General features: G+C 46.1%; 21 protein-coding genes. 8 read left to right on the top strand and 13 right to left on the bottom strand.

The annotated features are described in order from the left end of the window. The first annotated feature begins 75 nt into the window (after nucleotides 1-75). The 3 genes from BZA03_RS20630 to BZA03_RS16755 all read left to right on the top strand — a co-directional run bounded on the left by BZA03_RS20630 (nucleotide 76) and on the right by BZA03_RS16755 (nucleotide 2814). Complete coding sequence (locus BZA03_RS20630; RefSeq protein WP_258364659.1) at nucleotides 76-357, top strand: hypothetical protein; 282 nt, start codon at nucleotides 76-78, stop codon at nucleotides 355-357. Nucleotides 358-504: 147 nt separating this feature from the next. Beyond that, nucleotides 505-1584: a CNNM domain-containing protein gene (locus BZA03_RS16760; RefSeq protein ID WP_014951013.1), complete on the top strand. Its 1080-nt coding sequence runs from the start codon at nucleotides 505-507 to the stop codon at nucleotides 1582-1584. 51 nt (nucleotides 1585-1635) lie between these two features. Then, nucleotides 1636-2814 (top strand): energy transducer TonB, encoded by a 1179-nt coding sequence (locus BZA03_RS16755; protein WP_110289381.1) that lies wholly within the window; start codon nucleotides 1636-1638, stop codon nucleotides 2812-2814. Nucleotides 2815-2835: 21 nt separating this feature from the next. Here BZA03_RS16755 and BZA03_RS16750 read toward each other — a convergent pair whose 3' ends face one another. From BZA03_RS16750 to pdsR, 4 genes are all read right to left on the bottom strand, one after another. After that, entirely contained in the window at nucleotides 2836-3969 is a 1134-nt protein-coding gene (locus BZA03_RS16750) for an outer membrane beta-barrel protein (protein WP_258364658.1), read from the bottom strand. Between the two features lie 95 nt (nucleotides 3970-4064). Beyond that, a complete protein-coding gene (locus tag BZA03_RS16745) occupies nucleotides 4065-4832 on the bottom strand; it encodes a methylamine utilization protein (RefSeq protein WP_039226812.1) in 768 nt (255 codons plus the stop codon). A gap of 227 nt (nucleotides 4833-5059) precedes the next feature. Next, on the bottom strand, nucleotides 5060-7228 hold the full coding sequence (gene pdsS / locus BZA03_RS16740) for a proteobacterial dedicated sortase system histidine kinase (RefSeq protein ID WP_061486692.1): 2169 nt from the start codon (nucleotides 7226-7228) through the stop codon (nucleotides 5060-5062). 61 nt (nucleotides 7229-7289) lie between these two features. Then, a complete protein-coding gene (gene pdsR / locus BZA03_RS16735; RefSeq protein ID WP_014951008.1) occupies nucleotides 7290-7979 on the bottom strand; it encodes a proteobacterial dedicated sortase system response regulator in 690 nt (229 codons plus the stop codon). Nucleotides 7980-8722: 743 nt separating this feature from the next. On the opposite strand from pdsR, the gene BZA03_RS16730 reads away from it, so the two are divergent. The 3 genes from BZA03_RS16730 to BZA03_RS16720 are packed head-to-tail and all read left to right on the top strand — an operon-like array spanning nucleotide 8723 to nucleotide 11165. Beyond that, on the top strand, nucleotides 8723-9655 hold the full coding sequence (locus tag BZA03_RS16730; protein ID WP_039226809.1) for an ABC transporter ATP-binding protein: 933 nt from the start codon (nucleotides 8723-8725) through the stop codon (nucleotides 9653-9655). 26 nt (nucleotides 9656-9681) lie between these two features. Beyond that, entirely contained in the window at nucleotides 9682-10497 is an 816-nt protein-coding gene (locus BZA03_RS16725) for an ABC transporter permease (protein WP_014951006.1), read from the top strand. After that, on the top strand, nucleotides 10497-11165 hold the full coding sequence (locus tag BZA03_RS16720; RefSeq protein ID WP_110289379.1) for a tRNA (guanosine(46)-N(7))-methyltransferase TrmB: 669 nt from the start codon (nucleotides 10497-10499) through the stop codon (nucleotides 11163-11165). The genes BZA03_RS16725 and BZA03_RS16720 overlap by 1 nt, the downstream gene beginning before the upstream one ends. A 95-nt stretch (nucleotides 11166-11260) precedes the next feature. Here the strand turns inward: BZA03_RS16720 and BZA03_RS16715 are convergent, their stop codons facing one another. Beyond that, a complete protein-coding gene (locus BZA03_RS16715) occupies nucleotides 11261-11992 on the bottom strand; it encodes an EAL domain-containing protein (RefSeq protein ID WP_014951004.1) in 732 nt (243 codons plus the stop codon). Between the two features lie 563 nt (nucleotides 11993-12555). Here BZA03_RS16715 and panP point away from each other — a divergent pair. Then, complete coding sequence (gene panP / locus BZA03_RS16710; protein WP_014977595.1) at nucleotides 12556-14190, top strand: pyridoxal-dependent aspartate 1-decarboxylase PanP; 1635 nt, start codon at nucleotides 12556-12558, stop codon at nucleotides 14188-14190. Nucleotides 14191-14302: 112 nt separating this feature from the next. On the opposite strand, the gene panC is transcribed toward panP, so the two are convergent. From panC to sfsA, 7 genes are all read right to left on the bottom strand, one after another. Further along, nucleotides 14303-15154: a pantoate--beta-alanine ligase gene (gene panC / locus BZA03_RS16705; protein ID WP_110289378.1), complete on the bottom strand. Its 852-nt coding sequence runs from the start codon at nucleotides 15152-15154 to the stop codon at nucleotides 14303-14305. 11 nt (nucleotides 15155-15165) lie between these two features. Continuing rightward, nucleotides 15166-15960, bottom strand: coding sequence for a 3-methyl-2-oxobutanoate hydroxymethyltransferase (gene panB, locus BZA03_RS16700; protein WP_014977593.1), 795 nt, complete (start codon nucleotides 15958-15960; stop codon nucleotides 15166-15168). A 57-nt stretch (nucleotides 15961-16017) separates the two neighbouring features. Then, on the bottom strand, nucleotides 16018-16515 hold the full coding sequence (gene folK / locus BZA03_RS16695; protein ID WP_110289377.1) for a 2-amino-4-hydroxy-6-hydroxymethyldihydropteridine diphosphokinase: 498 nt from the start codon (nucleotides 16513-16515) through the stop codon (nucleotides 16018-16020). Further along, complete coding sequence (pcnB, locus tag BZA03_RS16690) at nucleotides 16508-17827, bottom strand: polynucleotide adenylyltransferase PcnB (RefSeq protein ID WP_014977591.1); 1320 nt, start codon at nucleotides 17825-17827, stop codon at nucleotides 16508-16510. The genes folK and pcnB overlap by 8 nt, the downstream gene beginning before the upstream one ends. A 98-nt stretch (nucleotides 17828-17925) precedes the next feature. Further along, entirely contained in the window at nucleotides 17926-18849 is a 924-nt protein-coding gene (gene gluQRS / locus BZA03_RS16685) for a tRNA glutamyl-Q(34) synthetase GluQRS (protein WP_014977590.1), read from the bottom strand. A 73-nt stretch (nucleotides 18850-18922) separates the two neighbouring features. Then, entirely contained in the window at nucleotides 18923-19372 is a 450-nt protein-coding gene (gene dksA, locus BZA03_RS16680; RefSeq protein ID WP_014950997.1) for an RNA polymerase-binding protein DksA, read from the bottom strand. Nucleotides 19373-19613: 241 nt separating this feature from the next. Next, nucleotides 19614-20330, bottom strand: a complete 717-nt coding sequence (gene sfsA, locus BZA03_RS16675) for a DNA/RNA nuclease SfsA (RefSeq protein ID WP_110289376.1) — start codon at nucleotides 20328-20330, stop codon at nucleotides 19614-19616. A 224-nt stretch (nucleotides 20331-20554) separates the two neighbouring features. Here sfsA and pepB point away from each other — a divergent pair, with 224 nt between their 5' ends. Beyond that, nucleotides 20555-21838 (top strand): aminopeptidase PepB, encoded by a 1284-nt coding sequence (pepB, locus tag BZA03_RS16670; protein ID WP_110289375.1) that lies wholly within the window; start codon nucleotides 20555-20557, stop codon nucleotides 21836-21838. Nucleotides 21839-22017: 179 nt separating this feature from the next. Here pepB and BZA03_RS16665 read toward each other — a convergent pair whose 3' ends face one another. Beyond that, nucleotides 22018-22200, bottom strand: coding sequence for a hypothetical protein (locus tag BZA03_RS16665; protein WP_014950994.1), 183 nt, complete (start codon nucleotides 22198-22200; stop codon nucleotides 22018-22020). Nucleotides 22201-22340 lie beyond the last annotated feature (140 nt).

Below are 22340 nucleotides of genomic sequence, written 5' to 3'. Positions count from 1 at the left end.
GGGGGGGGGCTCCCGCGGGGTTTTTTTTTTTTTTTTTAAGGGGCGGAACCCGCCACTAACGTATCAACGATGGGAATGATCAAACAAGAAATGGGCACGCGAACGTTAGTGCTTTACCTTTTCAGTGTTATCTCTGCGAGTATTGGTTTTGGTTACGCACTGAACTACCTAGTATCTTCGTTTTCGTTAGCCTCTATGATCAAAACGCAAAGCCATGTTCATGAGCACGGTGCAGACGTTCAGGTGATTTATGGGCTATGCGCAATTTTATTGGCGGGGTTAATGTTAAGGCTGGGTCTGAAAAAGCTGCAGCAACACCGTCATAACCAAGAGCAACATTCGGCGTGCTGCGGCTAACAGTAACCCAGCGGATGCCTTTCATAATAAAGCGCTCAAATGATATTCATAGAGCGCTTGTATATCCCGCTCTATTATCCATAATAGTCGTTCAACTTATTAAAATTAAAACGCGTTTAAACCTACAAGGACGCTTGGAATAACTACATGCTTTTACTTATTGTGTACGTCTTCATTGCACTGGGCTTTTCTTTTTTGTGCTCCATTGCAGAGGCTGTGATTCTGAGTGTTTCGTCCGCTTATATCTCTGTGTTAGAGAAAGAGGGCAAAGCCAGTGGTGCGCTACTACGTAAACAAACCGATAATATAAATACGCCTTTATCAGCAATATTAACGCTGAACACTATTGCTCATACTATGGGGGCTGCCGGGGCAGGTGCGCAAGCGGCAGCAGTATTTGGTGACGCCTATCTAGGCGTTATTTCAGCAGTCCTTACACTCCTTATTCTTATTTTTTCTGAGATTATCCCTAAAACACTTGGTGCAACCTATTGGCGAACACTAGCGCCAGTAACCGCATATTTTCTTAAATACCTTTCAATTGTACTTATGCCGTTCGTTAAAATGTCTGAGCTAATGACGAAAGGCTTTAAAGAAGACAGTCCACTTCGCGGGTTAAGCCGTAGTGAGCTTCACGCCATGGCAGAGTTGTCGGGGCAAGAAGGTCAGCTAGCGAATCACGAAGCGGCGTTTCTACAAAGCTTGTTAAGTTTGCACGAGCTGAAAGTGAAAGATGCGATTACCCACCGCACGGCGCTATTTAAAGTGTCGGAGTCGATGACGGTAGAAGGCTTTTTCCACAAGCACGCCAATATAGAATTTTCTCGTATCCCTGTGTTTGAAGACAGCGACTCAGAAAACATTACCGGCTTTGTTATGCGTTCTGATTTATTGGTGGCACAAGCCAGAGGTAACACTGATAAGCCGCTTTCTGAATACGCAAAAGATATGGTTACCGTGTTAAACACTATGCCGCTGTCAGTCACCTTCGAGCACTTCATCAATAAGCACGTGCATATGTTACTGGTGGTTGACGAGTACGGCGGTTTAGAAGGTGTGCTTACGCTAGAAGACCTGCTCGAACGCTTGCTAGGTGTCGATATCGTAGATGAAAAAGACACCACGGTGAGCATGCGTAGACTTGCCAAGATGATGATGAAACGCAAAGAGCAAATGATGATCAAAAACGTACCCGATGCGTCACTTGAGAGTTCGTCTAAAAAATAGAATTAGCGCTAATTCACTCGTAATGTTTAGCCATTATTAAGGATGATAAATATGAAACAGGATTTATGGAAAAAAGCAGTAAGAACAGAATATTCAGCCCAGGAAGGTATTGTTAAGCGAACCCAACCATCGCTCGTTTTAGCGGCTTTGCTCGCTACAGGTTTCACAGCAAGTGCAGCTGCACAGGAACTGAGTATCCCATGTGATGATCTTAAAGAAAAAGCGCTCGCTGAATCGAAAGCTGATGAAGTAGAGCGCATAAGCGCATTTACACCAGCGACGCCTTTGAAACGTGTCGATCCTAAATACCCATCTCAAGCCATTAGAAAAGGCCGAGAAGGTTGGGTTAGGCTAAGCTACGTTATCGACGAAGAAGGCAGAGTGAAAGACCCTGTTGTAGAAGACTTCTTTGGAAGCCCTTCTTTCAAACGCAGTGCACTGTCAGCGGTTAAAAAATGGCAGTATAACCCCGCGATCAAAGATGGCGAACCTACCCAGCAGTGTCATCAAGCAGTCCAAATGGATTTCGCTATAAGCGGAAAAAGCGGTGCCACACGCAAATTTATTAAAGCTTATAAAGACGCAGACGAGCGCTTTAATGCGGGTGATGTTGACGCGGCTGATGAAGCACTTAAAGAGCTTCTAGCTTGGGATACGCTAAACCGCTATGAAAATACGTGGTTGCTAAACTTGGAGTCTCATATAGCGAGCAAACAAGGCGACGTAGAGAGAGAAGCGCAAAGCCTAACGCGATTACTTGCCAGCAACGGTAGTAAGCGCTTCAATAACATGGTGTTTGATGAAGATTATGTGGCATACGCCCTTCAAAGAAAAATCATACTCGATGCTCAGCGCGGGTACTATGCAGAAGCATTAAAATCCTACACCACACTTCAAGACATGGAAGCGCAAGAAACGCGTATTGGCGAGATCGCGCCGCTAATTAGTCAGATTGAAGAATCTATTGCATCTGAGCAAAACTTAACCGTGCCCGTAACGATAGGAAGTGATGGGAATTGGTTCCACACTCTTGTGCGAAGTAAGTTTGCTTTTGGCAACATCCAAGGCGAACTTGATACCGTTGAAGTCCGTTGTGATACTCATCGAGAAAAATTCACGGTTGCCGAAGCGCATGTTTGGCAAATTCCAAGCTCTTGGGGACAGTGTCAGGTGATGGTGAAAGGTGACAGCGAAACAAAATTTGATTTAATTGAAGTGGCGAAAGGGTAGGACTGAACAACAGTCGCGTCGCTACAGAGTTACAGTGAATGCCAGTTGAAATAGTTGCTCTCTATAGTTCTCGTCGGATTGGAAAAAACGCAAATTCTCCTGATGCCCTGAATTTAATTGCCACTCTGTGCTAACGGATAAATAAGCGGTAATGTCGTACCTTACGCTAACGGTAAAGGCGTTACCTCTGCTTCCATTCGGGTCATACATAACATCATCGTTATCTACCACCTGATACCAGTCCCCACGCATGGCTAAAGTTAAATCTTCCCAGCCTAATTGCTTTAGGTTATATGCCGCACCGATATACGCACTGGAAAAATCGTTGTCTACGATATGCTCTCCCATCAAAGTGTCACCTAGTAGCACTTGAGAAAACACCGTTAACTCAGGTCGTGGTAAATATCGCAGTGTTAATGAATGAAAGCGCGTATGCCAGGCATAAATGCGGTCTGGGTCAACAATGTTCGGGTCTGCATTATTGTCGTAATAGTAATAACGCAACTCGGCCTTTCTAGCATAGGCTAAGTGAGCTCCTACGTAGTACCCAAACCGATTGTCAATTTCCCTGAAGGGTTCCGTCCATGCCGGTGCGTTTAACTTGTCTTCATCGACGACGCCGGGAATGGGGAGGAAGTTTATGCGATCATTATAAACGGACTGCCTGTCGTGAAGGGCAAACCCTCGCCAAGAAAGCAGAGTGCCGGTGGAATCGTTACCTTTGAACACGCTGCCCAATACTTTCCATGACCATTGGCTTCTTATTTGCCTGCCATTTTGTCGTAGACTTACTTCGATTCCGCCCGTTCTTAGTTCTTCACCCACCCAACTATTAATTGCTGAGTTACTCAGAAAATGAGGCGATAACCAACCCGCGTCGGTATTTTCCGCTGAGAGAGCGGGAAAAAATGCCCCTATTTTTACTTCAGGCTTTATGCTGGATGCGACTAACGGGCGGTATTTTAAATAAAGCTCGGAGAATCCAACCTTTTGTTCCCCATCGCTATAACCATTGATGACGCCAACTGCCGACCAACTATCCGCTAACATAAAGTCAGCTATCACTACAGCATGAGAGAGCTGTATGCCGTTACTTTCATAACGCTGATGGCCGGCCCCCATTTGCTGAAAGCTCCGCGAATCATCTTTTGCCACAAAGCTTGTTCTTACTAGGGCCTTGGTTTCTCCGTGAACCTGAAGTGTTAAACTCGTGCAAAGCAAACAGACGGTTAAGGCAAAGACATTACGCATTAATAATCGCCAAATCCTTCGTCGAAGTCATCGTCACTGAAAACTGCATCAAGAACAAATTTGTATTCTTGTGAGTTGGTGATATGCAATGTTGCGCTGTTAAATAGTTTCACATCAGGTTGCTGCGGGTGCCAGGTCATAACACTGTACTCGCCTACCGGAAGTGAAACATTCATTACGCCTTCTTCATCGGTTTTTGCGAAAAATGGACTGTCGGTTACCACAATATAGCCCAGCATCCAGTCGTGAATATTGCAGCCAATATCTACAATACCAGCTTGCTCAAAGCGAAGCGGTTCAGCGGTAAACTCTTTATAGAGTTTTAGCTCAAACTGTTTTGTAGGCGAAAAAGAATACACGTGATGAAAAAGATTATCTGCGTTTGGAAACGAAATATCTGTGCCTGATTGAACAACAAGCACGTGAGGCGCAAATTGTTTATCGATTTGATTCATTATGGCGGGCTCTTCTTCACGCTGTGGCGTTGATGCAAGCGTAAAGTTAGGCGTTAGGGTTAACACCATATCTTTCACAGGCTCCCCATTGGCGTCGCTAACGTATATCGAAATGGTTGGCGTTGCTGATAAGGATGTATCAGCGGCATGTGCCCATGAAAGGGTAGCGCCGGCTAGTAAGAGAGCGCTCGATGTGAATGTACCTGTGATAAAACTAGTTATGTTGAACGTGCTCGCCCTTCGATGAGAAGTAAAGAAAATAGAAAGCGCAAATGACATGGATTTAATCAATAACGTGTTGTTTTTTTGCATTGTAATTCATTCTTTATAATGGCTTTAGCCTTTGACAGAAAGGCAAAGCGCTATGCGTCCTTTGTTGACACGAAAGCATATGACTACGTATAGCCTATTCAAAACCAATCCGTATAGATAATAACCTATGCGGACTGGTATGAGGTATGTGCTCGGCTTTCGCTATCTATGTAGCAAAGTTTATTAGACTTTAACTATAGACCGAGTTGGACGTTTTTTTCATTCATTTACATCAAAGGAAAGCGTGCGCTGACGACTACACCTGTACTATCCTTCCGATTGAATAAAGATAACTGACCTTTGTGGAAGGTCATTATGATGTTGGCAATGTAAAGCCCTAGCCCCAAGTGCGGTGAAGAGGCATTTTGCACATCGTTTTCTTTTCTCACCGACACCATAGACTGAAGCAACTGAGACCTCATTCCTTCAGGAAGAAGCGGCCCGGTATTACTAATGGTTAGCTCAGCTTGCTTGTCCTTAACCGTGATACTGACTTGGATTTCACTTTCTTTTTCACTGAAATCTACGGCGTTAGCGATAATTTTATCGAACATTTGAGCCGTAAGTTCAGGGGAACCAAGTATGCGCGCAGTATCAGCATTGTGGGTAAAACTGAAGCGTCGATGGCTATAGGCATGTTCGTAACCAGCAATACACCCAGATATCACCTTAACTAAGTCGAATGGTTCTAAATCTTCTTGTTGAATGGCCTGCTCTAATCGGGTGGCTTCACTCATACTGTTTAATATTGTACTTAGGCGGTTCACCCCTGATTGCGCCCTCTCAACAAAAACGGCTTGTTGGTCGGCGTCATTCACCTGAGTTAGCATATCCAGCGACGATTTTACCACGGCAATGGGCGTTCTAAGTTCGTGAGACAAGCGAGATGCCATGTTTTCTAAATAGGAGTTGTACTGCTGTAACCGTGAAAGCACATCCGCAAATGAACGGGATAAATCACCAATTTCATCACGCTGATTTGAAACCGGCAGGGTGCCAATGATTTTGCCATTATCATCTATCACCGCTTCGGTGTTATCGCGAAGGGAGCGAATGCGGTTTGAAATTCGCGTAGCGAACAGCAGTAACCCTAATGTACCTATGGTCATCACTGCTAAAATCACGTGAAAGAGTTGTTCTAACGCCCGGTTCCGCAACGTACGAATACCATTGGTGGTTTGCTCTACAATAACTGCCCCCATTACGTTGCCTTCAATAAAAATTGGGTAGGCAGCGGAGAGTACTATGGCTTTGTTATCGGGTGACAAACGCCATAGTGAGTCGGGTTGGCCATTCAGCGCAGTGCCTAAATCCTGCCCTACCAATGCATAAGCATCGTCTAGCTCGTCAATAAAGTCGGCAGGTGGCCGCGTAAGAATCTGATAATAAAGTGGAAGTAACCACTCACTCTCAACCCAGTGCCAAATTGCATTTGAAGAGGTTTCTTTTTCATCTACTTCAATGCCTGTGGCCGATTGAATGTCACCAGCGCGGGCGAGTACCCGCTTGTGCTTATCTACAACCCAAACCCGTGAATCGGCATATTTTAAACCTGCCAGAATGCGCTCAATTTCAGGGGAAGGAGTGATAACAGTACCTAATTCAGCGAGCTCTTTTGTATTCGCCGTACCTAACGCGTACTGCTTCAATCGACTTGCCCTGTCGTCCACATCGACAATTGAAAATGCCAAGCCGCCTGTGGTCATAGATAGCGGAAAGCGCAGTTCAATGTTGTAGCCCGTGGCAGTCTCTTGCCATCGGCCTTGAATAGAGAGCGCGTTCTCTACCGCCCGAGTTGTCGTTGTGTTATCTGCCAGTTTGTACGCATTTACCCAGCCACTTTCATAAGGGGCGACAACATACCTTGCTAATTCTCCCTGTGGAGTTTCCATGCCCACAAGTAAGTGGTCGCCAGTCTCCACGCTTAAACTATTGGGTTGTCGCCACAGCAGCACGTCATCACTGACTTCAAACATGGCATACAGAAATTGACCGTAGCGCCCCACCATATGCTTAAACGATAAGCTAGTGGGTTCTCCCGCGTAGCCATTGTAGTACTCAATAACTTCGCCACTGCCATACTCACTCATTAACTCGCTGACTTGCTGCCAGTCGTTAAGTTCGCCATCCAGTCGAATGGGGGACGGGATAGGTGGCGCGTAAAGATCTGTTCCGGGGCGCACGTCTTGAAGATACGCTGATTGGCTATCAAACAAAGCGGGACGCTCGTGAAGGGCAGTGGCAACAGCTCGTGCCGTGCCAATCATGGTTTGTTCTTGACCGTTTCGCAGATACTGCTCAAGCTCCCACACATAGTTATAACCTAAGTAGGGTATGGTGAATAAGAACAGCGACAGCACCATAAGCTGAAGGCGTATTGAAAAGCGAAATCCCATGTTTTTAGTCGGTTGCCCTTATCTTTTAATCAGACGAAACGCAGTTTTAGTCGAAAGCCCGCTACAGCTGCCAGCGATATCCCATGCCGTACACGGTGTCGATATGATCGAAGTTAGGGTCAAGCTGCACAAACTTTTTACGCATACGTTTGATATGCGAAGTAATGGTGGTGTCGTCTACCACCATTCTGGACTCATCCATTAGCTGTTGGCGGCTTTTCACATGACCAGGGCGCTTAATGAGCGCATGCAGCATCCAAAACTCTGTTACCGTCAACAAAACGGGCTGGTTTTGCCAGCTTACCGTCATTCTCGACACGTCTACTTTTAAGTCGCCCACTTTTAGTTCATCTTTTTGCTCTGTTGGAGCGGCAAGTAAATCTGTACGTCTGAACAAGGCTGCAATGCGTGCTAGCAGGTGAGCCATGCTGATATCTTTAGTCAGGTAGTCGTCCGCGCCCATTCTTAGGCCGCTGATAGTATCTACATCGTTATCTCGTGCAGTAAAAAAGATGATAGGTAGGGTTTGTGATAGGCCTCGCAGTTGCTGACACAGCATAAAGCCCCCTTCAATTTCATCTTTCAAACCAATATCGATAATGGCTAAGTCGGGTAAGGTGTGGTTAAACGCTTCAGCAGCAGAAGGCCTGTCCTCATAGGCATTCACGCTATAGCCCTGCGCTTTAAGCGCCATAATGTAATTTTCGCGAATGGCCGCGTCATCTTCCACTAATGCAATTGTCTTTGGCATACATTAACCCGCAAATATAATTCTGATAGAGCGCACACTATACCTATGAATGACAGCTATTGCCTAAGTTCGGCATAAAATCCTCAAGCCTGCCTCATTTACGCCATATTTGAGGGGCTTATCGTGGACTTTATCTTTGGCGGAAGCCCCACACAAGCGTCCCTAAGCGCGGATTAATAAAACGCTTGGCGTGCAGCTTCACGTGCTAAATCTATAGGCAAGCTAAATCACCACCACATTTCCACAATTACGCGCTTTTTTTGCCATTAATAACGGGTTTAATAGTATTTGTCCGTCGAGTTTAGCGCACTTCTTTTTTTAAGTGCCAGGCAAGCGAGGCGGATTGCACTGTAGAAGCCTCTTCAAAGACTAGGAGAGGGGAAAACAGTGCCGTGGAAGCGGTAAGGCTGAACTTCTACGTAAAAGTCTTAATTATCTATTCAGACTGGTATTAAGCTACCCTTTGCGCTGCGTACTACCCCAACGGTACGCGGCGCTTTTTTATTGGGGTTGAAAAAAGGCGTTTTCGCTCTCATTTAGAAGACGAAAGCTTAAACTGTTTAAAGCAACCACTAAACGCGAGTGTATTCATTTAATAGCATGAACTAGGTTACACTTCGTTGGTTGTAAGTTGTTAGCGACAGATAACTGCATCTCACTAAAGTTAATTAGGGCGTGCTGACCTTTGGTTTGCATCAAAGGTCAATACGTCTTAGTGATCACACTCTCACTACGGGCAAATCATGAAAGCGTTGGACATTAAAGGGTTAACCAAAACCTACAAAGGTGGCGTACAGGCACTAAAAGGCGTCGACCTTACAGTACAAGAAGGAGACTTCTTTGCATTACTTGGCCCAAATGGGGCGGGTAAATCTACCACTATTGGTATTATCAGTTCACTTGTAAACCAAACCAATGGCAGTGTGTCGGTGTTTGGTTATGACCTCACAACGCAAAAAGAGCAAGCCAAAGCCTGCATTGGTCTGGTGCCACAAGAGTTCAATTTCAACCAATTTGAAACTGTACTGCAAATTGTATTGAATCAGGCAGGTTACTACGGCGTACCGCGCAGTATTGCGAAAGAGCGTGCTAAAAAATACCTTGCCCAGCTTGACCTGTGGGAAAAACGCGATGCCCGCGCGCGTGAGCTATCGGGTGGTATGAAGCGAAGACTGATGATTGCTCGAGCACTCATGCATGAGCCGAAATTGCTTATTTTAGATGAGCCAACCGCGGGCGTAGATATTGAAATTCGCCGCTCAATGTGGGGCTTCTTAGAAGAGATTAATCGTCAGGGGATCACGATTATCCTCACTACCCACTATCTTGAAGAAGCAGAAATGCTGTGTCGCAATATCGCCATTATTAACAAGGGCACCATTGTCGAGAACACCAGCATGAAAGCTTTATTGTCTAAATTAAGCCTAGAAACCTTTGTGTTGGATATCAAAATTCCAGAGGGCATGACGACGACAGATGACCTACTAACGGGCTTTGAACACCGTTTGATTGACGACCATACCCTTGAAGTTGATGTTGAGAAAACGGAAGGATTGAACCCGGTTTTCACCCAGCTAAGTGAAAAGGGTATTCAAGTAATGAGCATGCGCAATAAATCAAACCGCCTTGAAGAGCTATTTGTGCGTTTAGTTGAATCAGCGAAGCAAGCTGGCTAAACCCACAGCAGGTAAAGGTGAAAAACATGAAAACTGAAAGTACACAAATGAACACAGAAGAAAACGTGGGTTGGTTTAAGCAAAACTATGTGGCGCTAACCACTATTTGGATAAAAGAATGCACGCGCTTTTTGCGCATATGGGTACAAACCCTTGTGCCGCCAGCTATTACAATGAGTTTGTACTTCGTGATATTCGGTAGCCTCATCGGCAACCGTATTGGCGAAATGGGCGGCTTTACTTACATGGAGTTTATTGTGCCCGGCCTTATTATGATGTCGGTGATCACAAACTCCTACGCCAACGTGTCCTCTTCATTTTTTAGTGCTAAATTTCAGCGCAATATTGAAGAGCTGTTGGTGTCACCAGTACCCACTTCGGTCATCATTCTCGGGTATGTGGGCGGCGGCGTGGCCCGCGCCATACTGATAGGTATTATCGTTACCTTAGTGTCGCTGTTTTTCGTTGATGTTCAAATACACAATTTGGGCATTATTGCGCTCACGTTGTTACTCACTTCTACCTTGTTTGCGACTGCGGGTTTAATTAATGCGGTATTTGCGAAGACCTTTGATGATATTAGCGTGGTTCCAACGTTTGTATTAACACCGTTAACTTACTTAGGTGGTGTGTTTTATTCACTTACCCTATTGCCTGAATTCTGGCAGTGGGTGAGTAAGGCGAACCCTGTTGTCTATATGGTCAACGGGTTTCGTTATGGCTTCTTGGGGGTCTCTGACGTAAATGTAACCTTGTCGCTTGCCTTGTTAGTGGGCTTTAATGCACTGCTATTTGGTGTGGCGTACTACCTACTTAAAACGGGTAAAGGTATTCGTAGCTAATGGCCAGCGGTAATTCTAGAGAAATCACAACATCGCAGGTAGGTATTCACGATAAGTTAGACGACTTAGTGAAAAAGTACCAAGCGAGTGAAAATAAGCGACCGATTAGCGACCATACACAAGCCGCGTTTGATGATGTCAGCGCGTGGCTTGATGGCTTTAGCGGCGAGATCATTTTAGATTCATGCTGCGGCGTTGGCGAAAGTACGGCGAATATTGCAAGAGCAAACCCCGATGCGCGTGTTATCGGTATCGATAAGTCGGCGCTGCGGGTGGATAAACACGAGTATTACAGTGCACAGCAAGATAACTATCGGGTCATTCGTGCCGATGTGAACGACTTTTGGCGCTTAGTAAAGCAGTCTAGTTGGAACGTGACTCAGCACTTTCTGCTGTATCCCAACCCCTATCCTAAAAAGACGCAGGTTCAAAAGCGCTGGCACGGTAGTGCGGCCATGGTGGACCTGATGGCGATCACTCCAAATATTGAAGTGCGTAGCAACTGGCTTATTTATCTAATGGAATTTGCGCAAGCGGCTAAACATTACGGCATGGTATCTGATTTATCTGAAGTTACTGGCGATGATCACATGACGCCGTTTGAGCGAAAGTACCGAGGGAGCGGTCAATCGTGCTGGCAGCTTAACTGCCGTAGCGAAGAAGGCTGAGTCTGCTATAGCAGCAAGAAATACTGAAAGCTGTAAAAGTGGGGTGAGATGAAAAGCTCGCCCCGTTTGTTATTCAAATTTGTATAATTCGCTTGTTAATGGCGCGCAGTGGCACTTCTCACATTCGCCATGGGCGGACTAAACACATATCCCTGTGCATAACGAATGGGCAGGCGTTTTACGCGTTCTAGATGCGCCTCGTCTTCTACGTGCTCCGCAATAGTGCTTACTCCATGGCGTTCACATAGCGACAGCAGATAGTCTACATATTCCCTCACTGCCTCTTGTTCGTCATAGTGTTTAATTAGCCCGCCAGCGAGCTTAATCCCCCGAACCGGCAAGTTCATAAGCGCTCGTATGTTACCTGGGCATGATCCAACGTTATCGATGAAAACGCCCAGCCCCACATGCATGCTTTTTTCGATAAATGCGGTAAGGCTTTTCGGATTGGATAGGGCAGTAGAAGCACTCACTTCTATACTTACACGCTCCGGCGTGGGATAGCTTGCTAAATGGGTGATGAGGGTATTAGTAAGCTCTACATTGTGAAGGTCATTGGCAGTTATATTGATGTTCCAAGGGATATTAACGTCGTGAAAATAGCTGGCACATTGCACAAACATGCTCGCTGCAAGCGTATTTACGTGTTGTTCGCGCTCTATAAGGTAGAGAAATTCGCTAGGTAAAAAAGTCTTATCACCTCGGGTTATCAAGCGTGCCAGGCACTCGTAGCGCCATACTCCTTGGCTTTGTAAGTCAACGATGGGTTGAAAATAAGGCACGATATCATCGATAGAGAAATCCTCGGAAATTTCACGAATGGGCATAAACAGACCCCCTTGCTTTGAAGCAGTACTTTATCGCAGCGATGAATGCTTGAATGTGAGTTCAATGGCTACTTAGGCTCGCAATTAGAAGATGGAAAACCAATACGAGAGACCCGTGTTGGTACTATTCATAAATTAAATATAGTAGAGACTGATAAAATTTGCGGTACAAAATTCGGGGGAATTCGTTTAAATACGTGTGCAGAGTTAACCGCTTCATAAGTTTTTTACATGTAATAAAACGTTAATAGTCGCTTAAATGCCGTGCGCTAACCCTTGGCGAGCATTGCAATCTGATGTAAAGTGCGACACCCTGAAAGTATTGTGATAAGTTTTCAGGTTTGGCAACGAATGGACCGCGTCAACGCGCATTAGCCCAGCCGATGTACCGTTAAGGGATATGTTGGATAAATAGCTGCACCAGTCACAAAGTAATTGTGTCGAATGCTAGTTGGCTAAAAGGAAAAGTAAGTGTCAGGCCGGTGTCCTACAAAACCGCCTGTTGATTTCGCCCAATAAATGTAAGCGAAATGTGTGATTGTTTTAAGTATGAGGTGTGTTGAGTGGGTGAAGCGCAAGTTAGTTTAGAGCACCTGTTTAGGGTCTTTACCAAGCCTGAACACAAAGACTCAAAGCTGGCTCAAATAGAGCAGCATTTATCTGACAATATCTTAGATTTTTTGTCGCAGCACGTAGTGACAAAAAAGACGTCGTTAGAAGAAATTGAAAAAGACTTTTCAGACTCCAAGGTGCCTGAGTCACCCGAGTTTGTGTCTACTCATGCTGAAAGCTTGTTAGATAAGCTTGTTGCGCATTCAGTTAATACTTACTCGCCTACCTTTATTGGTCACATGACCTCAGCGTTGCCCTATTTTCACCTGCCGCTTTCTAAGTTAATGGTCGGGCTTAACCAGAACCTGGTTAAGATAGAAACGTCTAAAGCTTTCACGCCGCTAGAGCGTCAAGTATTGGGTATGATGCACAACCTTGTGTACGATCAGCCTCAAAGCTTTTACGACAACCATCTACACAGTGCCGCCCATTCTTTGGGGGCATTTTGCTCTGGCGGAACCATTGCCAATATCACCGCCTTATGGGTGGCACGCAACAAATTACTTGGCCCACAAAAAGGGTTTTCTGGCGTGGCAAAAGCAGGTCTAGCCGCTGCCTATCGTCACTACGACATTAACAATTTAGGCGTGATGTGCAGTAAACGTGGGCATTACTCGCTGTCAAAGGCAGTGGATGTATTGGGGTTAGGTCGCGAACAATTATTAACTGTGCCCGCGCCAAAGCAAACCCTAGATCCAGCAAAAGCCCTTCGCATTGGTAAACGTTATCAAGAGGAAGGCAATAAGCTTCTTGCTATCGTTGGGGTAGGCGGCACCACCGAAACAGGGCATGTAGACCCGCTAGACGAGCTTGCTGACGTAGCCAAAGAGTTAGGCTGCTGGTTCCATGTAGACGCAGCCTGGGGCGGCGCTACGCTGTTCTCGGCGCGCTATCGCGACAGACTAAAAGGTATTGAACGCGCAGACTCAGTGACTATTGATGCGCATAAGCAAATGTACGTGCCAATGGGCGCAGGAATGGCGCTTTTCAAAGACCCACAAAATGCCAATGCGGTAAGACATCACGCGCAATATATTTTGCGTGCAGGCTCTAAAGACTTAGGTGCTACCACGCTGGAAGGCTCCCGAAACGGTATGGCCATGATGGTGTACTCGGCGCTGCATATATTCGGTCGCAAAGGGTACGAGCTACTAATTGATCGCAGCATTGATAAAGCCAAAGACTTTGCGCAGATGATTGATAAAGCCCAAGACTTTGAATTGACGACCACACCTATTCTATCACTGTTGACCTATCGCGTTTGTCCCGCTGAAGTGCAGGAAAAGCTGAAGCATGTGAATGCTAAAACCCGCAACGCTATCAATGAGAAGGTTGACGCCCTTGTTGTTGCGGTACAAAAGCAGCAGCGTGAAGCAGGTAAGTCTTTTGTGTCTCGTACTCGCCTGGAAGCGCCGGATTACCCTTCCCAGTGTATTACCGTGTTTCGCGTAGTGTTAGCGAATCCGCTTACTAGCCATAACGACTTGGCCGCAATTTTGGCTGAGCAACACTTAATTGCGAAAGAGACTCAGGCTTGGAAAGAGCTAATGGATTTCGTTCGCGAAACAGAAACCGTTGCGTCTTAAAGACTTCAGCAGCAACAAATAAAAAAACGCCCGATACAGGCTCTGTTTAGGAGTCATGCATCGGGCGTTTTCTTTTGTAGTTCGAGACTATCCGCGAGGATTGGTATTACGCTTAATCTCGCGTAATTTGCATATTATCAATTAAGCGTGTCTTGCCCATAAACATAGCAACAAGCAGAACTAATTCTTTGTCGCTATCGTTAGCTGGTTCAAAGGTGGCGGCGTTAACTACCTGACAGTAGTCTTTCTTAAAGCCTTTTGCTTCAAGGTTACTGACCATGGCATTTTCAAGCTGAACAAAGTCGGTGTTACCACTTTCTATGCCCGCTTTTAAGCGCTGCATTTCTGCAAAAATAGCACTCGCCGTCGCTTTTTCAGTGTCTGTCAGGTAGCCATTTCTAGAGCTCATTGCTAGGCCTGACGTCTCGCGTTCAGTAGAAACCCCGTGAACCTTCACTGCCATTGATAAATCGCGAGCTAACGCGCGAATAACTTGTAGCTGCTGGAAGTCTTTTTCACCAAAAAACGCATCGTCGGGCTGTACCATGTTGAAAAGCTTGGTCACCACGGTAGCGACGCCGCGAAAATGGCCAGGGCGACTGGCGCCACAATGCGAGTCTGAAATGCCGGGCACTTCAACGAACGTCTGCGCATCCAGACCTGCCGGATACATTTCCGCTACGCTAGGTAAAAACACCGCGTCTGCACCCACAGAAATAAGCTTAGCTTTATCTTCTTCGATAGTGCGTGGATAGGCGTCTAAATCTTCGTTCGCGCCAAACTGCATGGGGTTAACAAAAATGCTTACCACCACTTTGTCGTTGTGCGCTTTCGCTTTTTTAACTAGTTTAAGATGACCATCGTGCAGGTTGCCCATAGTGGGTACAAAACCTACGGTTTCACCATTACGTCGCCACGCGTTTACCGTGCTGCGTAATGCTGAAATACTATCAACCACCTTCATAATTTACCTCGTTACTCGAAGCTGTGTTCAGCCGATGGGAACGCACCGCTTTGCACATCTTCAATATATTTTGATACGGCTTTGCGCATATCGCCGGTTTCTACAAGGTAGTTCTTTGAGAACTTCGGCATATAGTTTGCGCTGATGCCAAACATGTCGTGCATCACCAGAATTTGACCGTCGGTATCTTTGCCTGCGCCTATACCGATTACCGGTATGGTTAGGGCTTCGCTAACCGCTTTGCCTAGCGATGAAGGCACGCATTCAAGCACTAATAACTGAATACCGGCTTCTTCCAACGCTTTCGCTTCGCTAAGCAGTTTTTCAGCTTGGCTCGCTTCGCGGCCTTGTACTTTAAAACCACCGAAAACGTGCACTGACTGAGGCGTTAAGCCTAAATGGCCACACACAGGTACGCCACGCAGGTTTAAGCCTTTGATGGTGTCGCACAACCAGCTTCCACCTTCCATCTTAACCATACTTGCACCTGCAGCCATAAGCTTTGCTGCATTGGCGTAGGTTTGCTCAGGAGTGGCGTAAGACATAAACGGCATATCGGCTAATACGAAGGCGCGTTCAGTGCCGCGACGCACACTTTTCGTGTGGTAGGCAATGTCATCGATGGTTACCGGTAGGGTGTCGTCTTCACCTTGAAGGACCATGCCTAAAGAGTCGCCAATAAGAAGGGCGTCAACGCCTTGTTCGTCGAACATTTTGGCGAAGCTGGCGTCGTAAGCGGTTAAAGAGGTGATCTTTTCCCCGGCCTGCTTTTTCTTAAGCAAGCCCGATACAGTTACTTTCTTCATGACATGTCTCAGATTGATATTGTTGGTATCGTGTGGCGAACTATACGGATTTTGCCGCTAATTGGAAGAGCGCAGGCGACGAAGTCCATCCAGCGAGCAGTTAGCGACCCATGCCGAGATGGGTTTGCCATCGTGCATAACCATATTGGGCGCAATTTCAAACAGCGGCACCATAACGAACTCGCGTTCTGCCATGCCGTAATGGGGAATGATTAAGTCTGCGGTGTCGATAGTTTCGCTGCCGTACAACAAAATATCCAAATCCAACGTGCGTGGTCCCCAGCGCTCACCTTTGCGCTCACGGCCTTCTTCCAGCTCTATGCGTTGCAGCTGCTTCAATAAGCCGTGCGGCTTTAACGAGGTCTCAATTAAGCACACCGCGTTAATATAGTCAGGTTGGTCTTGCGGCCCCATCGGTTTACTGGAATAAAGTGAAGAGGTTTTAAGTACGCGGGTGTCTTCTATTTGACCTATCGCATCAAACGCGCGCAGGGCTTTTCCTTGGCTATCGCCGAGGTTGCTACCTACACCAATGTACACGTGCTCTTTATGCATCAGGACCTCGCTTCGCTGGTTTACGCTTGCGCTTACGCGGGGCACCTTTTGCGCCGCCTTCGCTTTTGCGAAGGGCGTTAAGCATGCCTTTCTGCTTACCGTTGTCAGCGTGCTGGAAGTGCGTCCACCACTGAGCTAGCTCTAATAGATCGCCACCTTCAATTTGGCCTCGAGCAAGCAAAAAGTCATAGCCTGCTCTAAATTTTGGGTGCGTGAGCAATTGGAAAGCGCGACGGCCAAAGCGCTTAGGTAGACGTTGCTGTAAAATCCAGATGTCCCGAACCACGGTAGAGAAGCGTTTAGGGATCATAATACGTTGTGTTTGACGTGCGATGACCTCGCCTGACGCAATATTAAATGCATCATGAGCATTTAAGCCAGACTCGCTTTGTAAGCGTTGTGACTCTTCTTCAACCGGATACCAGAGTAGTGCGGCATAAAGGAACGCTGGCGTAACACGCTGGTCGCTATTAATGCGCTCGTCGGTATTGGCAAGTACACGACGTACAAACTGCATTTCACGGCTGTTTTCATCTTTCAAAAACGGCGTTAGCTGAGGGAACAAAGGCTCGATTAAGCCGTATTCGTGCAGCATTAAGAAGGTTTCTTCTCCCTTACCCGATAAAAACAGTTTAAGGGTTTCTTCAAACAAGCGCGCTGGTGGAATGTTCTGTAAAAGGTTGGCCAGAGATTTAATCGGTGCAGCGGTTTTTGCTTCAATGCGCATACCAAGCTTAACGGCAAAGCGTACCGCACGTAGCATGCGTACCGGATCTTCACGGTAGCGTGTTTCCGGGTCGCCAATAAGCTCAACTTCTCGTTTTTCTATGGCGGCTAAGCCATTAGCGAAGTCTTTTACCGTAAAGTCGGCTACACTGTAATACATGGCGTTAAAGGTAAAGTCACGGCGTTCAGCATCTTCTTCAATGGTGCCGAATACGTTATCGCGTACTAATTGACCGTGAGCGTCGCGCTTTGCGACAGCCTTGCCCTTGGGAAGGTTTTCGTCTTCGTCTGACTCTTGGTGATGCCCGCGGAACGTGGCTACTTCAATGATTTCACGGCCAAACACAATGTGGGCCAAACGAAAGCGCCTGCCGATAAGGCGGCAATTTCTGAACAAGCCTTTAATTTGTTCAGGTGTGGCGTTCGTCACCACGTCGAAATCTTTTGGTTCGTGACCCATCAAAATGTCGCGTACACAGCCTCCTACCAAATAGGATTCGAAGCCAGCTCCATTAAGGCGATACATTACTTTCAATGCATTTGCGCTTACGTCTTCGCGAGATATACCGTGTTCTCCACGGGTCATAGTCCTTGGCTTTAAAGCGTTAGGAGACGAACTCTCTTTTGAAAAAGCGCGCTTAACAGATTTAAAAACACGATGAATGATGATGGTATCTCCGCAGACTATAAAGGTTCGCTATAATAAGTGGATTCATGCTGTGGAACAATAATTTCGGGTGTTTTCACTACTTTTTTCCTATTCCACATTGAAATAGCCGTCTTAAGCGCCGAATCAATATCACCAAATTCTGACGCATTTGGAAAGGAAAAGCCTAAAAAGTGCATCACACGCACGAGATTATCTAAAGCTGATTCGTTTTTAACTGGCGCTGCACGGTTTTGTTTACTTAGTTTTCTGCCTGGTGCCACGGCAGCGACCGGCACGTGACCGTATTCAGGAGTAGAATAGCCCAGCGTGTGATATACGGCGCGCTGTAAAGGCGTGACATCAATTAAATCACACCCTCTAATGACATGGTTAACTTGCTGAAATACGTCATCTAAAATCACGACAAGGTTATACGAAAATAAGCCGTCTCGACGTTTCAGCACTACGTCTTCGGCTATTAAATCAGAGCTTGAATTAGAGGGCATAACTTTGCCCATAAGCACGTCATCAAAGGCTTCAAGTTGAGTATCTACTTTTAAACGAACTGCACAGTCCTGTGTGTTGGAGTGTACTGGCTCAGTCCGACAGTAGCCGTTATAAACACCGCCCATGGCTTTAATTTGCTTACGTGTGCAGGTACAAAAATAGGCTTTTTGTTGTGTAAGTAAGTCATCGAGAACCGCTTGATAACGGGCATGTTGTTGGCTTTGATAGATGACGTCGCCGTCCCAATACAGGCCGTGGGCTTCTAGGGTAGTGAGTATGTCTTTATCTACACCTTTAATACAGCGCGGCTCGTCTATATCTTCCATACGTAGCAGCCATTTTCCGTTATGGCTTTTGGCATCTAGGTAGCTGGCAACAGCGGTAACTAACGAACCGAAGTGAAGTTGGCCGGATGGAGAGGGAGCAAAGCGCCCTACATAGTGGTTATGCATAATAAAGGCTTAACAAAAAGCCCCATCTTTTCGGGATGAGGCTTTCTATATCAACGTAATCGAGGCTAGTAACTTAACCTTGAAGTTGTTTTTCTTTAATTTCAGCCATGGTCTTACAGTCGATACATAAATCTGCTGTAGGACGAGCTTCTAAGCGACGAATACCAATTTCGATACCACATTGATCACAGAAGCCGAAATCGTCTTCTTCAATTCGCTTAAGCGTTTTTTCAATTTTCTTTATTAGCTTACGCTCACGGTCACGTGTACGTAACTCAAGGCTGAACTCTTCTTCTTGAGCTGCACGGTCTACAGGATCAGGGAAGTTTGCTGCTTCATCCTTCATGTGCGTTACTGTACGGTCAACTTCTTCACGAAGTTGATTGCGCCATGCTTTAAGCAATAGACGGAAGTGCTCCATTTGGGGCTCGCCCATGTACTCTTCGTCAGCTTTTGGCTCGTACGGCTGTAAACCTGCCAGCGCTAATAGTCCTAGGGATTTTGTTTCTTTTCCTGTTGGCATCTGCCACATCTCCTACACTACGACATCCATCTTGTCCTGATTGGACCGATATCTATATCAGACTCGACAACTTCAGGCAATCAATCGTGTCTATGTAATTATTATGCTGGTGTATTGCTTTCATAAATTAGCCAGGTGTTTTTTCATTTAGCCCGCTGGCTACCAGCAAACGCATTAGTGCGTTCTCCCACTAAAACAAGGCGCAAATATGAAGGCGAAATGAAAAAAATCAACCTATTTTTTATAAAATCAAAGGGAGTGTTTGATTTAATAGGATTTTTTGTTCGTCTATTATACAGCTTGCCGCCAAAACCGTTACGCCAGCGTTTGCGGCAATCTTTACGCTTTCTGCATAAGTTGGATCAATATGCTCGGCCACTTGTACACTTTCGATGGCGGTGTGTTGTACGCAGAATAATAGATTGGTTTTTATACCACTGTCAGATAAACGCGCAAGTTCTAAACAGTGCTTCGCGCCGCGTTGAGTGACTGCGTCGGGGAAGAACCCTTTGTTTTCATCTGCTAAGGTGACGGATTTAACTTCCATATACTCAGTAAAACTCTGATTTTCGGAATTTTTTCGGGTTAATGCAAAGTCGAACCGGCTATTGGCGGTTGGCGGTGTTACTTCTGCTTTCCAATCTGTGATGTCTGAAAATTGGCTTAGCACCTTGTTATCTAGCGCTTCCGCCACCAGTTTATTAGCATTGTGCGTATTAATGCCGATGAAGTGACCATCAAATGTTTGGGCTAGCTCCCATGTATACTTGAGTTTTCGATTTGGGTTGGTGGACTCACTTAAAAAGACAGTGTATCCAGGAACAGCACAGCCAGTCATAGCGCCAGTATTTGGGCAATGTGCAGTGACAATAGTGCCGTCGTCTAACTCAACATCGGCAAGAAATCGCTTGTACCTTTTTATAAGGGTGCCGCGTAATAAGGAAGGTGAAAACTTCATGTGACGCCTTTTTTAGAATGTAGGTGAAAACACGTTAGTGTGTTTCGCTAATTGATATGTGTGCTTTTGAACGAGCACGTATAGCGTATGCGCTTAGCGAACAAAGCGTATGTGGTTAGCGAACAACAAGCGCAGTAAACAAGGCGCCAAAGAGTAACAAACATTTGTGCAAGCGCAAAAAGCGCTTTGCAATAATATAACGATGTAATAAGGAATAAAACGCGATGGCAGAATTTACCGTTAGCCTTTCTAGAAACAGTGCTGAAGCAGTGTGGGGCGAGAGTGCTAAGCTTTCTTTCACTGAATCAGGTGCAGTTATTCACCTGCCTGACGACAAGCTTAATGAGCGTTTAATTCAGCAAGCGGCAAGAAAGCTAGATGGCTTAAGCCTGCCAGCAGTTACGCTAAGCGGTGATTGGCACAAAGAGCAGCAGTGGGCTTTTGCACTTAGCTTCACGCGTGCCCGCAAACCAGCGTCAATAAAATGGGCCGAAACGGCTGACAAAGAAGCGCTAGAGCAAGAATATGCGGCGTTACTATTTACCCGTCAGCTGGTAAACGAAACACCTGAAGACTTAAGCCCTGAAACCTTAGCAACCCGAGCAGCACAGTGGCTTAAGTCACTGGGTGGTGACAAGGTAACCTACTCAATGACGGTAGGTGAAGATCTTAAAGAGCAGGGCTGGATTGGCATTTATAATGTGGGCCGCGGTAGTGAACGTCCGCCTGCAATGCTGGTACTTGATTACAACCCAACAGGTAATACGGATGCGCCAGTTGATGCCGTGCTAGTTGGAAAAGGCATCACCTTCGACAGCGGTGGCTACAGCATTAAATCAAGCGAAGGCATGTTAGATATGAAATGTGACATGGGCGGCGCAGCGACGGTAACAGGGGCATTAGGGCTATCTATTTCTCAAGGCAGTGAAAAGCGTATTCAGCTTATTTTGTGCTGTGCCGAAAACCTTATTAGCGGTCACGCTTATAAGTTAGGTGATGTGCTTACCTATAAAAATGGGGTAACCGTTGAAGTGGTTAATACCGATGCTGAAGGACGTTTAGTGTTGGCTGATGGCCTTATGGCGGCAACAGAGACGGGCGCACCGCTGATTATTGATGCAGCAACACTAACCGGTGCTGCAGTGGTTGCACTGGGTTCTGATTACCATGGCGTATTCTCGTTAGATGATAATGCCCGCGAACAAATGCTTAAAGCAGCAAAGGCAGAAAACGAACGTTTTTGGCCGCTACCACTAGAAGATTTCCACGCAGAGCGCTGTCCATCGGCGTTCGCAGATACAGCAAACAGTCGCCCGATGAAAGGTGGCGGTGGTGGCGGTGCATCAAACGCTGCGGGCTTCTTATCACGCTTTGTTAAGCCAGAAGGCTGGGTACATTTGGATTTAGCCGCTGCTTACCATGGCGGGGCAACATCTGAAATGCCGGTAGGGGCAACAGCGAAAGGTATTCGCTCAATTGCGAGAATGCTGAAAGACTTCAGTGCATAAATAAAATAGCGTTCGACGCCCTAACGGCTGTCGAACGCTGCTCTATTTTTAAACGTCGCACGTTGTGCCACGTGGATGTGTAGAGGCAAAGCGAATAACGTTACTTGAACTAACGTCGCTTCGCGCAAAAAAATAAAAAGGGCGTGACTTTGCAAAAAATCACGCCCTTATTCTGTAAATTAGATCCCGCCTAAACGCTCAGCTAGCGTTTTATAGCGTTCAACGTCGCCACTGTCGAAAAGTGGGTTACCGTCGGTGTCTTTATCTTTCGAAACCAAAAGGCTTTCACGCTCAAGGCGCTCTACGCGCACTTCTTGTACGCCAAGAAAAGCAGCCACTTCTTTAACAGTCATCAAACTCATTGCAATATTTCCTATTTTTGGTTGTTCTTATTGAGGATTAACAGGTTCCAACGCCGAACAATGCGCAGAACAAAACGTTAAACAAAATGATGTTACCCACTATTACATCAAAAGCTCTGGAGATAAGACATTATCCAAAA

It is taken from the genome of Alteromonas sp. I10 (assembly GCF_003201515.1).
Lineage (GTDB): Bacteria > Pseudomonadota > Gammaproteobacteria > Enterobacterales > Alteromonadaceae > Alteromonas > Alteromonas macleodii.
The sequence above is the reverse complement of the archived record's forward strand: the minus strand, read 5'-3'. Positions and strand labels throughout refer to the sequence as shown.

What these genes read in the sequence shown, in the direction of transcription:
- BZA03_RS16755 (WP_110289381.1), top strand. Translation starts at nt 1,636, where the DNA reads ATGAAACAGGATTTATGGAAAAAAGCAGTAAGAACAGAATATTCAGCC.
- BZA03_RS16725 (WP_014951006.1), top strand. Translation starts at nt 9,682, where the DNA reads ATGAAAACTGAAAGTACACAAATGAACACAGAAGAAAACGTGGGTTGG.
- panB (WP_014977593.1), bottom strand. Translation starts at nt 15,960, where the DNA reads ATGAAGAAAGTAACTGTATCGGGCTTGCTTAAGAAAAAGCAGGCCGGG.
- sfsA (WP_110289376.1), bottom strand. Translation starts at nt 20,330, where the DNA reads ATGAAGTTTTCACCTTCCTTATTACGCGGCACCCTTATAAAAAGGTAC.
- BZA03_RS16665 (WP_014950994.1), bottom strand. Translation starts at nt 22,200, where the DNA reads ATGAGTTTGATGACTGTTAAAGAAGTGGCTGCTTTTCTTGGCGTACAA.
- panC (WP_110289378.1), bottom strand. Translation starts at nt 15,154, where the DNA reads ATGAAGGTGGTTGATAGTATTTCAGCATTACGCAGCACGGTAAACGCG.
- dksA (WP_014950997.1), bottom strand. Translation starts at nt 19,372, where the DNA reads ATGCCAACAGGAAAAGAAACAAAATCCCTAGGACTATTAGCGCTGGCA.
- gluQRS (WP_014977590.1), bottom strand. Translation starts at nt 18,849, where the DNA reads ATGCATAACCACTATGTAGGGCGCTTTGCTCCCTCTCCATCCGGCCAA.
- BZA03_RS16730 (WP_039226809.1), top strand. Translation starts at nt 8,723, where the DNA reads ATGAAAGCGTTGGACATTAAAGGGTTAACCAAAACCTACAAAGGTGGC.
- folK (WP_110289377.1), bottom strand. Translation starts at nt 16,515, where the DNA reads ATGCATAAAGAGCACGTGTACATTGGTGTAGGTAGCAACCTCGGCGAT.
- BZA03_RS16745 (WP_039226812.1), bottom strand. Translation starts at nt 4,832, where the DNA reads ATGCAAAAAAACAACACGTTATTGATTAAATCCATGTCATTTGCGCTT.
- BZA03_RS16720 (WP_110289379.1), top strand. Translation starts at nt 10,497, where the DNA reads ATGGCCAGCGGTAATTCTAGAGAAATCACAACATCGCAGGTAGGTATT.
- pdsS (WP_061486692.1), bottom strand. Translation starts at nt 7,228, where the DNA reads ATGGGATTTCGCTTTTCAATACGCCTTCAGCTTATGGTGCTGTCGCTG.
- pdsR (WP_014951008.1), bottom strand. Translation starts at nt 7,979, where the DNA reads ATGCCAAAGACAATTGCATTAGTGGAAGATGACGCGGCCATTCGCGAA.
- BZA03_RS16715 (WP_014951004.1), bottom strand. Translation starts at nt 11,992, where the DNA reads ATGCCCATTCGTGAAATTTCCGAGGATTTCTCTATCGATGATATCGTG.
- BZA03_RS20630 (WP_258364659.1), top strand. Translation starts at nt 76, where the DNA reads ATGATCAAACAAGAAATGGGCACGCGAACGTTAGTGCTTTACCTTTTC.
- pepB (WP_110289375.1), top strand. Translation starts at nt 20,555, where the DNA reads ATGGCAGAATTTACCGTTAGCCTTTCTAGAAACAGTGCTGAAGCAGTG.
- pcnB (WP_014977591.1), bottom strand. Translation starts at nt 17,827, where the DNA reads ATGACCCGTGGAGAACACGGTATATCTCGCGAAGACGTAAGCGCAAAT.
- BZA03_RS16760 (WP_014951013.1), top strand. Translation starts at nt 505, where the DNA reads ATGCTTTTACTTATTGTGTACGTCTTCATTGCACTGGGCTTTTCTTTT.